At 55.2% G+C, this 14,444-nt stretch carries 11 protein-coding genes; 3 read left to right on the top strand and 8 right to left on the bottom strand.

Translation table 11 applies throughout. The features are described from left to right. Positions 1–500 precede the first annotated feature (500 nt). The 5 genes from BLU76_RS30675 to BLU76_RS32300 form a co-directional block, all read right to left on the bottom strand. Positions 501–1,010: a hypothetical protein gene (locus tag BLU76_RS30675; RefSeq protein ID WP_139199611.1), complete on the bottom strand. Its 510-nt coding sequence runs from the start codon at positions 1,008–1,010 to the stop codon at positions 501–503. A gap of 490 nt (positions 1,011–1,500) precedes the next feature. Further along, entirely contained in the window at positions 1,501–1,938 is a 438-nt protein-coding gene (locus BLU76_RS30670; RefSeq protein ID WP_139199610.1) for a hypothetical protein, read from the bottom strand. A gap of 264 nt (positions 1,939–2,202) precedes the next feature. Next, positions 2,203–2,514, bottom strand: a complete 312-nt coding sequence (locus BLU76_RS30665; protein ID WP_139199609.1) for a hypothetical protein — start codon at positions 2,512–2,514, stop codon at positions 2,203–2,205. 439 nt (positions 2,515–2,953) lie between these two features. Continuing rightward, positions 2,954–4,504: a TIGR04141 family sporadically distributed protein gene (locus BLU76_RS11445; protein WP_092144631.1), complete on the bottom strand. Its 1,551-nt coding sequence runs from the start codon at positions 4,502–4,504 to the stop codon at positions 2,954–2,956. Positions 4,505–4,683: 179 nt separating this feature from the next. Further along, entirely contained in the window at positions 4,684–4,920 is a 237-nt protein-coding gene (locus BLU76_RS32300; RefSeq protein WP_371856943.1) for a GNAT family N-acetyltransferase, read from the bottom strand. Positions 4,921–5,205: 285 nt separating this feature from the next. On the opposite strand from BLU76_RS32300, the gene BLU76_RS11435 reads away from it, so the two are divergent. Both BLU76_RS11435 and BLU76_RS11430 read left to right on the top strand, forming a co-directional pair. Further along, positions 5,206–6,183 (top strand): hypothetical protein, encoded by a 978-nt coding sequence (locus tag BLU76_RS11435; RefSeq protein WP_092144627.1) that lies wholly within the window; start codon positions 5,206–5,208, stop codon positions 6,181–6,183. Between the two features lie 471 nt (positions 6,184–6,654). Beyond that, the gene (locus tag BLU76_RS11430) at positions 6,655–7,977 is read left to right on the top strand and encodes a PIN domain-containing protein (protein ID WP_092222768.1); all 1,323 of its coding nucleotides are present in this window, start codon (positions 6,655–6,657) and stop codon (positions 7,975–7,977) included. 287 nt (positions 7,978–8,264) lie between these two features. On the opposite strand, the gene BLU76_RS11425 is transcribed toward BLU76_RS11430, so the two are convergent. The 3 genes from BLU76_RS11425 to BLU76_RS11415 all read right to left on the bottom strand — a co-directional run bounded on the left by BLU76_RS11425 (position 8,265) and on the right by BLU76_RS11415 (position 12,220). Further along, on the bottom strand, positions 8,265–10,664 hold the full coding sequence (locus BLU76_RS11425; protein ID WP_092144623.1) for a TonB-dependent receptor: 2,400 nt from the start codon (positions 10,662–10,664) through the stop codon (positions 8,265–8,267). A gap of 129 nt (positions 10,665–10,793) precedes the next feature. Beyond that, a complete protein-coding gene (locus BLU76_RS11420; protein ID WP_092144621.1) occupies positions 10,794–11,717 on the bottom strand; it encodes a FecR family protein in 924 nt (307 codons plus the stop codon). Continuing rightward, complete coding sequence (locus BLU76_RS11415; protein ID WP_092144619.1) at positions 11,714–12,220, bottom strand: RNA polymerase sigma factor; 507 nt, start codon at positions 12,218–12,220, stop codon at positions 11,714–11,716. Before BLU76_RS11415 ends, BLU76_RS11420 begins: the two co-directional genes overlap by 4 nt. Before the next feature lie 198 nt (positions 12,221–12,418). Between BLU76_RS11415 and BLU76_RS11410 the strand changes: the two genes are divergently transcribed. Continuing rightward, a complete protein-coding gene (locus BLU76_RS11410) occupies positions 12,419–14,404 on the top strand; it encodes a M10 family metallopeptidase C-terminal domain-containing protein (protein ID WP_092144617.1) in 1,986 nt (661 codons plus the stop codon). Positions 14,405–14,444: the final 40 nt, after the last annotated feature.

Raw genomic sequence — 14,444 nt, 5'->3', positions numbered from 1 at the left:
CACGTCACAACGTTTACGCTTGGTATCTAATCGAAGGCCGGCATCAAACTCAAGAGGAAACGCTATCGTGTAAGGGGGGCTGTGCGCACCACAGCATGTGGGGGTCTGTCGCATGGTGCGCGCAGTACACCTTATGAAGTGTTTTGCCGCTAGTAAGAAGGCGGGTCATGTCCCTACTCTGAACGACGGCTTCTGGCCGATTCTGTTGAAAAAGTGGACCACCGTTTCCACGGCAGAAAAGTACGCGCCTGAGATTGAAATCTTTATTTTGAGCAGAGGGCTTCGGGCTCATATTTCACGTAGCAGCGCGCAAGAAAGGCGTTTTCAGCACTCAGTACACGGGCAGCCTGGAAAAACCGACTTTTTCAACACAATCGGCCGATAGCTGTCTGTTGCGGAGGACTGTAATCGACCCTTTGCAGACATTCATAACGTCAGGTTAAGGGGGGCGGCTTTAACCGGTCCCGAGTGAGCGAAGCGAACAAACTTTGAACCGTTTGTTAAGCATTTTCAGGTAGTCTCGGTGGGATTTCACCAGTCAATGCTATTGTTTCGAAGCATGCTAGGTATGAGAGAGTGCTTGCAATCGCTGAGTAAAGAGCAGCATTGGACTCTTGCTTTGATTTATTTCCTTTGTTGGATTTAGGTGCGAAGGAAAGAAACCTTTGAATTTTCGCTTCTAATTTTTTAGGTTCAAGCGCATGAGCAAGCTCATTTCTCAAGGAGTTTAAAGCATCAAGCATTCCCCACACGCTCTCGGGAAGAATTAGACCGTTTGGATGAGAGTTCCCGATTAGGGCGCGCGCAAGTTTTGTTTTCAAGAAGAATCCTATTTCAATGCCATCAAGAGCTTCAGGAAGACGGCATTTGGCTCTAATTAGATTCTCTAGAATTTCCTCCGCCAAAAGATGCCCCTTAAGCACTATTAGTGTTGGATCGCCTAACGATGGCAGGTGAGCATCAAAACGCTTGAAGCGTTCTTTGACTTCTTCCGGGAGATCTTTAGTCATCTTTAGTGCCTAACTTGGAGTTAAGGCCGCGCGCGGAGCGCGTCGGCCTTGAACGAGTTGTTAGGGGGCGGATCAATTGCGCTTTTCTTCGCATACCAGCAACCCTCCAAGATTTTCTCTGTGGCTGCATTTATAACCATACATGTAATCACCACTTTTCCCGTTTTGTGAATCATTGCTTCGCAAGCGATTAATGGCTGCGACCTGACATTCCTCAAAAGAGCTGTAATTTCCTATGGTGTAATTCTGGGCTTGTTCAGGGCCAGGAATGTTTTCTATATCGGGGTATACGAAGGCGGTCCAGTCCGAGTACGAGCCTGAGCACCCACAAAGCACGATTGCGAAAACACCAGCAGCTTTCTCATGACATCCCCTAACGTCTTTGATAACCGCCGGCCGGAGCGTTTTGCGCACGAAGTGCACAGCGTAGGCCGTCCGGCGCACGTATTTTGCGCGCGCAACTGAACGAATTGTTATGCATTTACTTGTATTAACCATTGACTTGATCCGATGGGCACAATATTTCCACCCCATCAAGGCAGCCTATTTCTAATGTATCAATAGATGCTTTACCGTTATCTTCGTACACAAATCTGAATTCACTCTGGCGGCCAAAATTATCATATTTTCTGAATGGCCCCATTTCACCGTGATGTTCTTTGTAAGATACATACTCGACTAATTGTGCCTTTATTGTTCCGTTGCCTACCTGTTTGAAGGCATTGCCAATCATCTGATAAAACTTGGTTATATCGGTGATTACAACAGCATAATCACCGAATTCACAACAACGAGCGTCGATATGGTTGTTGTTTTTGTCGATGCAATCATCGGTAAAGCCATACAAGCAGAAAATTAACGGATTGTATGCATTGGACTCCACAATACGAATTGGGCCAGCGTTCCCTTCAATTTCCAAATCATTCACTTTTAAACTACTTGATCAGGCTGGAGCGCATGACTTAATCCTTCATTTTTGTCGCCAATCTGATCATGTTCGATATCTTGAAGCGCACGTAGCCTTTGCATATAGATGAAGCCAGTATCAAAGAGTTGTTTCATAAACTTGTACTGAGCAAATTTTACGAGGAAGTATAACTTGCGATCTTTTATGCTAGCTCCGTGATACATAACGATTAAGCTAAGGGGCCGGCTTTAGCCGGTCCCAGTGAGCGCATTGTTAGAAGATAAGTTATATCCATTTCGTATCGCCATCTAGCCTATATTCGCTGTTTGATTTATTGGGTGTCGTTTGGAGATCGAGAATGACCTCTGTTCTCATGATTTTTTTATGGGCAAATATCGGTTGGTTTGGCTCTGGTGAACGAGGTTTTAATTTTACCTTTCCTGCCTTTAACTCATTGATAAATTTTCTTTTCTGGCGTTCCCTGTTCTCAACTTCTAGCTTGCGTCGTTTTGCGGCCGAATCTTCGGACTTTTTTATTCTGTTCTCTCGCTCTTTAAGCGCCCGGTCTCGCGCTTTTTTTATGGCTTTAGCTTTCATGGGCGCATAGTCTCAGTCTTCTAACTTGAAATAGACCTCAACTGGGGAAAAACACCCCAGTGGGGCTTGGTAGATAACACTCTGAAGAGGCAGCACAAAAAGCAGCTCTGCCATACGGCATTCGAGACGTTGGGGGGTAAGGCAGTTATGCACCATGACGGCAAGTCCCTCTGCGCGTGGAGTGGAGAAGGGATGAGGTTAGCTCTGAAGACGCGGGTAGGCAATCGGGGATACGTCCGCTCCTGGCCGTTCTCTGCCGGTCGGAAAAGGTAGAAAACGACCACAGTAGCAGTCATGAAGCACTAAAAAGGCGAATTGATCGATCCGTGCGCCAGACATGCTGAGGCCGGTGTCGAGATCCTCTCACTTTTCGGTGCCGGGCATCACTGTTATCCCATTGAGATGTGTTGGTCGGTCTGATTGACCGTGGCCAGATGGGTCAATTACCGATTCTACAAACCTCAACCTGATAGCCCATTGCACCAAGCCGCTGGGCAAACTGCCGGAAATTAACCTTCGAGAAAAACGGCATGTGCAACGTATCGTTGGGTTGCATGATAGCGAACACGATTTTGTTGCGCGGTTGCGTGACAGGGTTGAAGGTGAACTGAAAATTACCCAACTCCGCCAGATAGCCGTTCACCTGAGTAACGACATCGGAGGTGTTGATCAAAGCTTCAGCGGAAACATAGGCCTGAGAAAAGAGATGACTCAGCACGCTCGACGATGAGTACTTCTTGACGTGGATGATGTGGTGATCCGGCGTGAGCAGGTCACAAAATTCGAATGGGCCACCAGCCCCCGGCAACCTCACTAACTTCTGGTCGAGCAGATAGAAATTTATGTTGTCTGCAATACGTCTGAGGTAAGCGCCCTCGTGGTCGGTTCCATACGGAGGAAACACCAAGTTGCATGGAACTGCAGCGTCAAAGAAGCGGTTCACTTGTTCGGTGTAATCGCGGTCAATCTGGTACCAATCACCCTCGCTGAGCAAATAGATTTTTCCTTCGTGTTCGATCTCCGCCTCAAGGCACGTATACATAGGCCACGCAGCAAGCCGTTGCTCATCTGCACCGTAAAGGTAGATGCGTTCGGATGCCAGCGCCTGGCGGGTGATACCTCGCAGAAGGTGCTTAGCGAGCAATGCCTGCCGCAGATCGAGGTCGAATGCGATCGTTGGGCCGTTGCGAGATCGGGCGCTGTGTTTCACATATCCGAAGCCGCTGATGTCATTGCTAAGTAGCTCAGGTGGCGCCGCGCGGACTCGGTCGAACTGTTCTATATTTATCGCAGCCACTAGAAGCCCGTCCAGCTGGACCATCAGTGTGGAGTCACGTACCGGGACGATGAAGTCCATCCAGGGATATTTTTCCTTGCAGTGCTCGTCTTCATACGCCGTCAACAGTCGAAGCGCGATCTCCGGGAAGTCTTCGAGTTTTACATCGGAATGCAACGCCAATGAGTCCGAACCGCTAACGTACTCGCCCTCATTCTGATCGTTTTCCACGATGCCGGTTAGCGATTTCAGGATCTCCGAATCGAACTTAAAATCGAACTCCGAAATCGACAGCAGCCTTGATGACTGCGCCTTTGAGCGCAGCGGTGTGCGATCAATATTGGACTTTTCCACGGACTTGATCAGTAGTGGATCAGTCAAGCTAAGCGCCGTGCGCAGCCCGAAATAACGCTCAATGGCTAGCTGATCGATCAAGTGCCTGGCGTGGCCAAAAGTGAAGCAAAAAACCCTGTCGTTGACTGCCAGAACAAGAAGGGCTTTGAGCGATCTGCCTGTAAGGTCGAGGCCAGCCACTTCTGGGATGGCACCAAATAGTTGCGTCCACTTCGGATGGGAAGGGTTTTTCTGATGGTAAAAAAGGCACTCAACATCGCCCAATGAAAAAGCAATAGGTCGCAAGTTGACCTCATCGGAAAGTGCGTCCTGAGCGGTTCGCCCTTCCTTGAGCAGGAACACGTTAATAGTGATCTTCACGCGTCACTCCTTGACCTCTCGCTTTGATGTTAAATTGGCATCCGCCTCTCTTTCCGTCAAGGCACACACTGACCGCTTCTGGCCGATATCTGCCAGAGTCAGAGGTTTCTTAGCTGCACGACATGCGTCGCATGAGCATCTTGAGTTCGTCTGAAGCCGCAGCGTAGGTGAAAAGTGCTTCACTCAGAAGGGTCGGTGTAAAGACGCACACTTTCAAAGTGCAAAGCGGCGTGGGCAAGCAAAGCGCTAACCAGCCGCCTGCCAAACTGTTGCCTCCGTGACGCAGGAGTCGCATAAACACGCCGCAGCCTTCCTGTGCGGGTATGCGTGAACGGATCAGCAGACAGGCCTCCGACGCCCACCAGTTGGCGATCAGCCCGCTCTAAGTTGCATCTAATCCTATATCGCAGGCCCAACAAGGCACTGCAGCAGACGCTTCGACGCCGCTGAGTTTTGGCGTTGGACTGCTCTGGGTTTTATGGAATTAAGAAGTGATACCGCTCGATAGGTTTTGGCTTCTCATCACCTGCAATGCTTGAAAACCACGATAAGCCTTCCAATGCTCCAAAACGGCCAAACCTCATCTCATCCTGAAAGAGCTGATGCACCAGTGATTTGACTCACGCTCAGATAGTGGCATTTTGCCGAATCTGTGCTGTACTGCTATCCAGTCTTCGGTATGAATCGTATGGGAGAGAGCGATGAAAAGAGCCGCACTGCTGGTAATAATTGGCACAACCGTGCTTTCCGGATGCACTTTTTATCAAGAAAAATTCAACGAACTGGAGTCCAACTCCTTCGTTGCTTACGTACCTGTGGACTCGAACTCACTGAGCCCGCCTATACCAAAGGGAGGAAAATCGAATTTTTTGCCGTCATATGATCCAAATGTTGCTAAAGCTAATCTTCAGGGCGATGAATTCCATGCCGGGGACTGTATCATGGTCGTCATGAATACCGGCAACCTGAATCAAAACTTCGAGACTTGGTTCGAGAGAAATTTGATAGGTGAGGATAAAACTAGAAACGAGATTTCCTTTACCTCTCAGGTTTACGAGACGCCAACTGAATTACCAGCAGGAACAACCGCCCCCGGTAAACAGCTTTCTATCCATGAATCGAAAGGCCAACTCAAGAGTCGCCCTCTGACTGTGGATAATCTGATTTTGTACGGCCCACGAAAGTATTATGGCGGCCCTATCACTTTCAGCCTGTATGTATCGGAAAAAGATCATGACGAGCTTACGAAGGTCAAAAAGGACATTACAGATTCTACGAAGATTATCAACGCTCAGCTGCCAGAGGGTAGCAAAACAACCTTCAAGGATTTTGTTGCTGCAGGCGTTAATGGGGCCACGCTAGATGCTTTTGGCTATGTTGCGATTGGGACACAGGCGATCGATTTATTCGCGGATGTGTTTTATCAGCTAAATGAACAAGACGACGTTGTAATGAAGGCCAACTTTACGCTGCTTCAAACCGGCACGAAATCAAAAACATATCAGTCATTTTTGAGAGAGGGCTATTTCCCAGTAGTTCGGCTTTCAACAAATGAATCATATCCAGCAGGTCTTAGCGACTTGGTTCTTGACCCACAAAGTGGTGAGATAAAGATGTCTGGTCATCATCAAACCTCTCTAACCCTTCAGATAACAAAACCTAGTTCCTGTCCAATATGACATGAAAAAGTGGGACAGACTTGTTATCAGAAAAATATGGCTACCCTATTGTTCCACAGCTAAAACTCTGTAGCTCCCGCCGGAGAGTGGCTAGATCTTTAAAGTCCATATTCTTCCTAGTAGTATTTCTATTACACCAAATAGTAGGCAATTGAGGGCGCCGTAGAAGGTTGCCGAAGTCGGAGCTCAAGGTCAATTAGGCACGAAGTCTTTTCCAAGCTCACGCAAACGCGATAGCATTCGAGCGTCTGGATGTCCGCTTGGGGTCGACTGATGCCCTTTTTTACAGACAGAAATCGGCCAAAAGCTACCTCTGCCGTGCGATTACTTTCCGCTCTTGACGACACTAAACTTTGGAAGCGGAGCAATTATAACCTGTTGCAGCATTGGTTTAATCGGAGTAAAAGGCCATCGCTACTGAAGGTTTTCGCTTCGGTGACTATGCCCCCCTTATCTGACAAGGAATGTTTTATGGCTAAATCTGAAACGTTGAAAGCGGCCGTGGACGCAGACGATGCTCCAGACTCAATTTGGGCTCTTGAGGACGTTTATCCGAAGGTCGATGATCTCCTGAACGCGTCTGTTCTGTCTGCTGCGAATGCCGACGTTCTCATTGTTTTGGATACAAATGTCTTGCTGCTCCCTTTCACCATCGGCGGTCGGGAATTCAAAGAAATTAAATCACTGATAGGCAGGCTTGCTGGCGAAGGGCGATTAAGGGTGCCAGCCCGTGTTGTTCGGGAATATCTCAAAAACCGAGATGGTAAGCTCGCAAGTATACTCAAGAACGTTCACGACAAGACGAGCGGCGTTGGGAGTGTCGTTGCGACACTGCCTCATTTTTTTAAGGACTTGGAGGAAGCTGGTCCTGCTCAAGCAGCCGGTGCAAAACTAAGTGAAGCAGGAAGCGAGTATGCAAAAGTTCTCCAAAAATTGATCAGTCGTATGAAGGGCTGGCGTGGAGACGACCCTGTTACGTTGGCATACCAAGAAATATTCAAACAAGGTGTTGTAGTTGATTTTGAGTATGTCCGTGCAGATATAGAAAAAGAATGGGAGGTCCGCAGAGCTTCGAAGATACCTCCTGGATATAAGGATCAGAGAAAATCTGATAAAGGTTTGGGCGATTTTCTCATCTGGAAAACGATCCTGGATATCGGCAAGACAATGCAACAAGATCTTATTTTCGTGACCGGCGATGAAAAAGCTGACTGGCGAGTAGGATCCAATCATCAAGGTGTTTACCCGCGACCTGAACTAATTGATGAATACCGTAGAGCTTCCGGGGGGAAGAACCTAGAATTATTGAAGTTGGCGGAGCTCCTTGCTCAAGTCGGTGTAGAAGCGGCTGTCGTCGAGGATGTAAGAGAAGCTGAGGCGTCGAGCCCTGCGAGCGCGGAGTACGAAAATTCGTATTCTGAGAATGTAATTGGATTCGACTACTCAACTCAAAATGGGGAGGTCGTAGTATTGGTATCGAATGTAGGCGCATTCAAACTCCACTTCAGCAAGGCAAGCAACGAGTCAATTCACGTTTACTCTACTGGTGGTACAAGAGTGGCTCGTGTAAAAGGTGCTGAAAAACATTCACCCCTTTTATTTGAGGGCTACGATAGCAGTTCTCGTGTGTACACCGTTCGTACGGGCGAAGTCTTCCTAGCTAGAAATGAAGATGGAAGTACTCTGGCGGCCCGGATATTGAAAATTGAGGATGACTCACGAGGTTCTGATCAGGATGAGGTAGTCTTCAGTTATCGGGCTTCTGGTCCGGGTCAGACCGTGCGAGCACCGTAGGCTTAGAGTTGAAATTTCGGCTTTCGGGGAGCAACGTGCTTTGGCCCCGATGCTCACCTTGTATGGAACGCTTCATGGGCGATCCTTTCGATGAAATCTTCAGAAATCATAGCAAGGGTTTGCGAAGGCGTTTTTACACACTCTGGGCCGATTCCTGTCTAGCGCGCAAGACTCCAATCAAATCAATAACAACAGAGGCCGCAAATGCAGCCTCTCAGAGCGTCTGGCAAAACCGCCTTTAGCATAATCACACAACTTGCAACGGCGCCTCTTTAACGCCAGCAACCTCAAAAATCAACAGTAGCCGACACCTTCAACGTACGCGGCGCCCCTTGGGTCAGATAACCACCATTAGCCGAGGCCCAGTAATTCTCATCGGCAACATTCTCCAGCATCGCGTTGAAGGTCACCCCGCGGCCCTCCATTTTCGTCCGATAGCGCGCGCCCAAGTCGACGCGGGTCCAGGCGGGGATGCTGTATTCGTTGGCGCTGTCTACGAACTGGCCGCCGGTGCGCAGTAGCAGGCCGTTCAGGCTCACCCCGGGCAAGCCGGGCACATCCCAGTCGGCGCCCAGATTGAACTGGAATTTCGGCACCCCCACCGCCTGGTTGCCATCGTCGCGCCCACCAGCGGTGCCGCTAAGTTCGGCTTTGGTCCAGGTGGCGCCGCTCAGGAGGCGCAGGCCGTCCAGCGGTTCGCCGAACAGGCTCAGTTCCACGCCGCGGTTGCGCTGCTCGGCATCCACCCGGTAGTAGCCGTCGCCGCCGAGCACGCCTTGCGGCTGCTCGATGCGGAACAGGCTGAGGCTGCCGCCGAAGGTGCCCCAATCGAGCTTGGCGCCCACCTCGGTCTGCTTGGAGCGATAGGGCGCGAACATCTCGCCGTTGTTGAGCGCGGCGGCCGGCGCGGTCGGGCCCTGTTGCAGCGACTCGACGCGGTTGGCATAGAGCGACAGGAACTCGGTGGGCTTGATCACCAGGCCATAGGCCGGCGTGGTGATGCTTTCCTGATAGCTGGAGGTGCGGGCACCGCTGGCCGCGTTCCAGGCGTCGGCGCCGATGGATTGGCGGCGCACACCCAGGGTCAGGAGCACGCGGTCGTCGAGCAAGCCCAGGGTGTCGGACACCGCCAGGCTACGGTTCTGTACCTTGGCGGTGGTGTCCGGGTCGTGAATGTCGCCGGAGACGCTGGTGGCCGGCGGCTCGGCGACGGGCTGGCCCTCATACAGATTGCCGAAGCCGCGACTGCCCGCCGCGGTGGACTCGAACGCGTTGCGCTTCTCCTGCCAGATACCGTTGGCGGCCAGGTTGATGCGGTGGCTGACCGGCCCGGTGGCGAGTTCGCCGCGCAGCCCGGTGACGGCGCTGAGGGTTTCCTGGTCCAGCGGCGAATAGAGGCGGCCGATACGGGCGTCGCCATTCGCGCCATAGACGTAGTTGGAGGCGTAGACGCCGTTCTCCCGCGTGTATTTGCCGCCGGCGCTCAGGTAGGCGGTCCATGTGGGCGACAGGTCGTACTCGGCGCTGAACATGCCATAGGTGTCTTCGAGCTGCGACCAGCTCCAGGGTTGCGCGTAGTTGTGGTCGGCGTCGGGTGCCGACGGCGTCTTGCCGTTGAGTGTGCTGGTGGGCCCCGTCGTGGTCAGGTAGACCACCGAGCGTCCCTCATTGACCCGTTGCTTCTGGTAACCGAGGTCCGCGGACAGGCGCAGACGGTCACCGCGGTAATCCAGACCGAGGGTGGCCAGGCTGAAGCGCGAGTGCTCATCGTCCACCGCGGTCTCGCCCTCGCGCTGGGCCAGGTTCACCCGCACGCCGAAGCGGTTGTCCTCGCCGAAGCGCTGGCCCAGGTCGAGGTGCCCGCCTACCCGACTGTCGCTGGCATAGTCCAGGGTGGCGCTGCGCGTGGGGGTGTCCTCGGCACGCTTGGAGACCACGTTGATCGCCCCGCCGACACCGCTGCCCGACGGCGATACGCCATTGACAAAGGCGTTGGCCCCCTTGAACACCTCGACCCGCTCGACCGACTCGGTGGAGATGATCTGGCGCGGCAGAATGCCGTACAGGCCGTTGAAGGCAATGTCGTCGCTGAACAGCTGGAACCCGCGCACGACGAACACTTGGGAGAAGTTGCCGAAGCCAAACGACTGACGCACACCCGGATCGCTGGCCAGCACATCGGCCAGGGTCTGCGCCTGGCGCTTCTCGATCAGCTCGGAGGTGTAGCTGGAGAAGGCGAAGGGCACATCTTGCATGTCCTGGTTGCCCAGCACGCCGATGCGGGCACCGCGCGCCGCCTCCCCGCCGGCGTACTCGGCCGGCAGGTCGACACGGTCTTCGGCGAGCCCACTGATGGTGGTCGGGCCCAGCTCCAGCACGCCCTGCTCGGGCAGCGGCACCAGGGTGATGGTGCCGTCGTTGCCGGCCTGGAAGGTCAGGCCGCTGCCCTCCAGCAACCGCTGCAGGCCGTCGACCACCGAATAGTCGCCCTTGAGCGCCGGCACCATGGCGCTGCCACGAGTCAGGCCGGCGTCATAGAGCAACCGCACGTTGGCCTGCTCGGCGAAATCGATGAGCGCCGCGTCGAGCCGCTGGGCAGGCACGTCGAGCTCGACGGCTCGCGCCTGTGCGGCGGCCATGGCCAGGGGAAGAACGGCTAGCGCCGCGAGGAAGGAAGTCGACCGCATGCTGATGTCCTTGGCTTTCAATACGAAGAAGTCGCATTTGCAGGAACGGAAGACGAAGGCGGCGATGATTTCTGAACCATCGCCGCCTAAATATTTTCTTTTTTTGAAGGTACAGGCGCGGCGCGGGGCTCAGCGGGACGTGACCAGGATCAACCCCGGCAGGCGCACCAGACGCACAGGCAAGGTGGTTTCCACAGCGCTCAACACCGCCTGTGGGTCGTCAAGGGCGAACACACCGGTCACCTGTAGCCGGCGAGCGGCTTCGTCGACAAACAGCACTCGCGCAGACTGGCTGCGCTCAAGCTCGGCGAACACTTGCTCCAGCGGCTGGTCGCGGAACACCAGCTTGCCGCGCTGCCAGCTCAAGCGCTGGCGTGCATCCAGTGCCTGCGGCGCCTGCAGCGCCCCGCCGCGCCACTGCACCTGCTGCCCGCCGACCACGGGCAGCGGCTCGCGTCCCTCGCTGGAGGCCAACACGCGGCCCTCGCTTACCGCGAGGTCGACACCGCCCTCCTCCAGACGCACATCGAAGCGCGTGCCAGTGACGCGGATGCGCGCCTCGCCGGCCCTGACAGTGAACGGTCGAGCCGGGTCATGGGCGACCTGGAAATCCGCCTCGCCGCGGTACAGCCTGACCTCGCGGCGACCGTCGACAAACTGCCAGTCCAGCGCCGAATCGCCGTTGAGGGTCAGCAGCGAACCATCGGCCAGCCGCACCTCGCGCACCTCCCCCGGTTGGGTGCTGATGTCGGCATACAGGCCAATCCAGGTGCCACGCGGTAACCACAGGGCGAGCAACAGCATCGCAGCGCAGGCAAGCGGGGCCGCCCACAGTCGATGGCGACGTATCACGCGTACCTGGGGCTGCTCGGCCGGACGTTCTATCTGGCCGAGCAACGACCACAGCCCTTCCACCTCACGCAACGCCTGCTCGTGCTCGGGCGCCGCCTGGCGCCAGGCCTGCGCGGCATCGCGATCGGCAGCGGTGGCGCGGCCAGAATGCAGCAGCACCTGCCATTGTCGGGCCTGGTCGAGAAGCGAAGGATGATTCACGGCTGCGGGTCCATCTGCTGCTGGCAGTGTTCGAGGGCCTTCAGGATATAGCGTCCGGCCATGCTTTCCGAGACACCCAGGCGCTCGCCGATCTCACGCTGGGTCAGCCCGTCCAGGCGATTCCACAACAACGCCTGGCGCAGGTGCGGGGGCAAACCCTCGACCACGCGCTGCAGTCGCTCCAGGCGCTGGGCGTCGCTTGCCGCTCGCTCCGGACCCGGCTGGGCACTGACCAATTCGATGGATAGCTCCTCCTCGACCGGACGGGATTTTTGCTGACGGCGGTAGTCGATGATCAGGTTGCGCGCGATGCGATAGAGGAACGCACGAAGGTTGCCGATCTCCTGCCCGGATTCGCGCCGGCGAAAGCGCAGCCAAGTCTCCTGGCGCAGGTCGGCCGCCAGTTCTGCGCACTTCACCTGCCGTGTGAGGAAGTGCAGCAGCTCGCTCGAATGGCTCTCGAACTGGCCGTCGGTGGAATGAGGATCGGATGGCCTGGACACGCAAGCGACTCAAGCGAGGAGGAGTCGCGAGAATATATCAGATGATAATGACTTTCAATTACTGACAGGCCTGCGGCATTTCGTCCTCCTTTTCCAGTATGGCCATCCCTGGAACGACCCTATCGTCGCCGCTGCTGGCAACCAGACTGAACCCTGTCTATTGTTTTTGGCGACGGAATAGCTATCGGAGGCATGGACATGAATCAGAGCATTTCGCCCGCCGCTTCAGCCGTGGGGAAAACAGGCATGGTCGCCACGTCCTTGTGGGGCTCGGACAAAATCGGCGGTATCACGGTCGATCCGGACGGTGCTATCTGGCTTGGCGCCTATAGTCGCCTGGGACTCGGCGGCGAAGAGGATTCAGGCTTCACCGGCAGCCTGGTCCGGTTCAATGCCAACGGTAGCCTGGACCGCCACTTCAGTGGCGACGGTAAATCCCTCCTGCCTGTGGCGCTCGATATCGAGGACGGCGGTAATGCCGCGGTGCAGCCGGGAGGGGGTTACCTGGTGGCGCAATACGTGAAAGTAGGCGACACCTGGGTGTCGGGCGTAAGCCGTACCTTGGCTGACGGCAGCCTCGATACGAGTTTCGGGAATGGCGGCACCGCGACAGTGCCTTTCTACTGGAATGACTCTCTAGGCCAGCAAGCGTCGTTCTCCGTGCAACGCGACGGCAGTTTTTTCGCCAGCGCCGCGTATCCCTCTGGGGATATCTATATCGCCCGCTTCGACGCGACGGGGGCCTTGGTCTCGTCTTTCGCAGAGGCCGGGATCCTGCACCTGCCAGCGTCCGTCGGCATTCAACCCAGCCGCACGATCGACGTTTCGCTGCAGGGAGACGGGAAGGTATTGGTCACGGGGCAAGATACCCTGACCCGCCTCAACCAGGACGGTACCCTGGACAGCAGCTTTGCCAACGGCGGCAGCCTGGCCCTGGATGTTCACGCAGACGCCCTCGTCCTCCAGGATGACGGCAAAATCCTCCTGGCGGGCGCCTCGGGCGGCGTGGCGACCGTCATCCGGCTCAACGCCGATGGCTCGCTCGACACCGATTTCGGTAATCAGGGTCGGGTAAGTTGGGGCTCGCAAAGCGCGCCTTTCGCCGTAGCCGACATGGTCGTACTGGCCGACGGCAAGCTGTTGATTGGCGCAAGCCAAGGTACCAGCGCGGACGGCTATCTGGCCGCCCTGGTCCAGTTGAACCCCGACGGCAGCCTGGACCACAGCTTTGGCAATCCCGACGACGGCTATTACCACCTTGACGGTGGCCGCGATGATGACTTCTTGCTCGGCACCGCCTCGTTCGACGATGCGATCTTCGGCGGGGCCGGCAACGATCTGCTCGATGGCCAGCAAGGTCGCGACCTGCTGACGGGCGGTGCCGGGGCCGATACGTTCCGCTACCAGTCAGTCACAGACAGTTACCGAACCGCAACCGCGGCCCATAGCGACCGCATCACCGACTTCGACCCCAGCACCGATACGATCGACCTCGCCTCCCTGGGCTTCCTCGGGCTGGGCAATGGACATGACGGAACGCTGGCGATTCGAGTCAATGAAAGCGGGACGCGGACCTACCTCAAGAGTTTCGATGCCAACGCGGATGGGGAACGCTTCGAAGTGGTCTTCGACGGTGACTTGAGCCAAGCGCTGAATGAAACCAACCTCCTGTTCCAGCCAGCCAGGCTGATGGGCACCGAAGAGGCCGATCGTTTACAAGGCAACGCTCGCGGCGAAATCATCGAAGGATTCGCGGGCGATGATCGCCTTCATGGAGCGCTAGGCAATGATGTATTGGTTGGCGCAGAGGGCCGGGACCTATTGACGGGTGGCGGCAACAACGATGTGTTCCGCTTCGACGTACTGAGCGACAGCTACCGTACCGCCACCGAAAACCACACTGATCGCCTGGTTGACTATACCGCGGGTGAAGACACGATCGATTTGTCCGCCTTGGGCTTTACCCGGCTGGGAAACGGTTACAACGGCACGCTGGACGTGGTTTTCAATGAAACCAAGAACCTGACTTACTTGAAGAGCTACGAAGCCGACGCCGATGGGGCTCGATTCGAGTTGAGCTTGGTCGGGGACCACTCCGGTTACCGTGACTTGGACATCACTTTCGCCGAGCCCCCGGCAGAGGAGGTCTTTCAGTTGATCGGAGTGACTGACTTATGGGTGTAGAACGCAAGCCTGGTCATTCCTTGCCTTGGGCCGCATCCCG

It is taken from the genome of Pseudomonas sp. NFACC08-1 (assembly GCF_900106735.1).
In the GTDB taxonomy this organism is placed as follows: Bacteria; Pseudomonadota; Gammaproteobacteria; order Pseudomonadales; family Pseudomonadaceae; genus Aquipseudomonas; species Aquipseudomonas fluorescens_Q.
Note: the sequence above shows the minus strand (reverse complement) of the source record. Positions and strands in the feature narration are given on the sequence as shown.

Excerpts from the sequence above, each read along its gene's own strand:
- BLU76_RS30675 (WP_139199611.1), bottom strand. The coding sequence starts at position 1,010 with ATGACTAAAGATCTCCCGGAAGAAGTCAAAGAACGCTTCAAGCGTTTT.
- BLU76_RS30665 (WP_139199609.1), bottom strand. The coding sequence starts at position 2,514 with ATGAAAGCTAAAGCCATAAAAAAAGCGCGAGACCGGGCGCTTAAAGAG.
- BLU76_RS11430 (WP_092222768.1), top strand. The coding sequence starts at position 6,655 with ATGGCTAAATCTGAAACGTTGAAAGCGGCCGTGGACGCAGACGATGCT.
- BLU76_RS11410 (WP_092144617.1), top strand. The coding sequence starts at position 12,419 with ATGAATCAGAGCATTTCGCCCGCCGCTTCAGCCGTGGGGAAAACAGGC.
- BLU76_RS11435 (WP_092144627.1), top strand. The coding sequence starts at position 5,206 with ATGAAAAGAGCCGCACTGCTGGTAATAATTGGCACAACCGTGCTTTCC.
- BLU76_RS11425 (WP_092144623.1), bottom strand. The coding sequence starts at position 10,664 with ATGCGGTCGACTTCCTTCCTCGCGGCGCTAGCCGTTCTTCCCCTGGCC.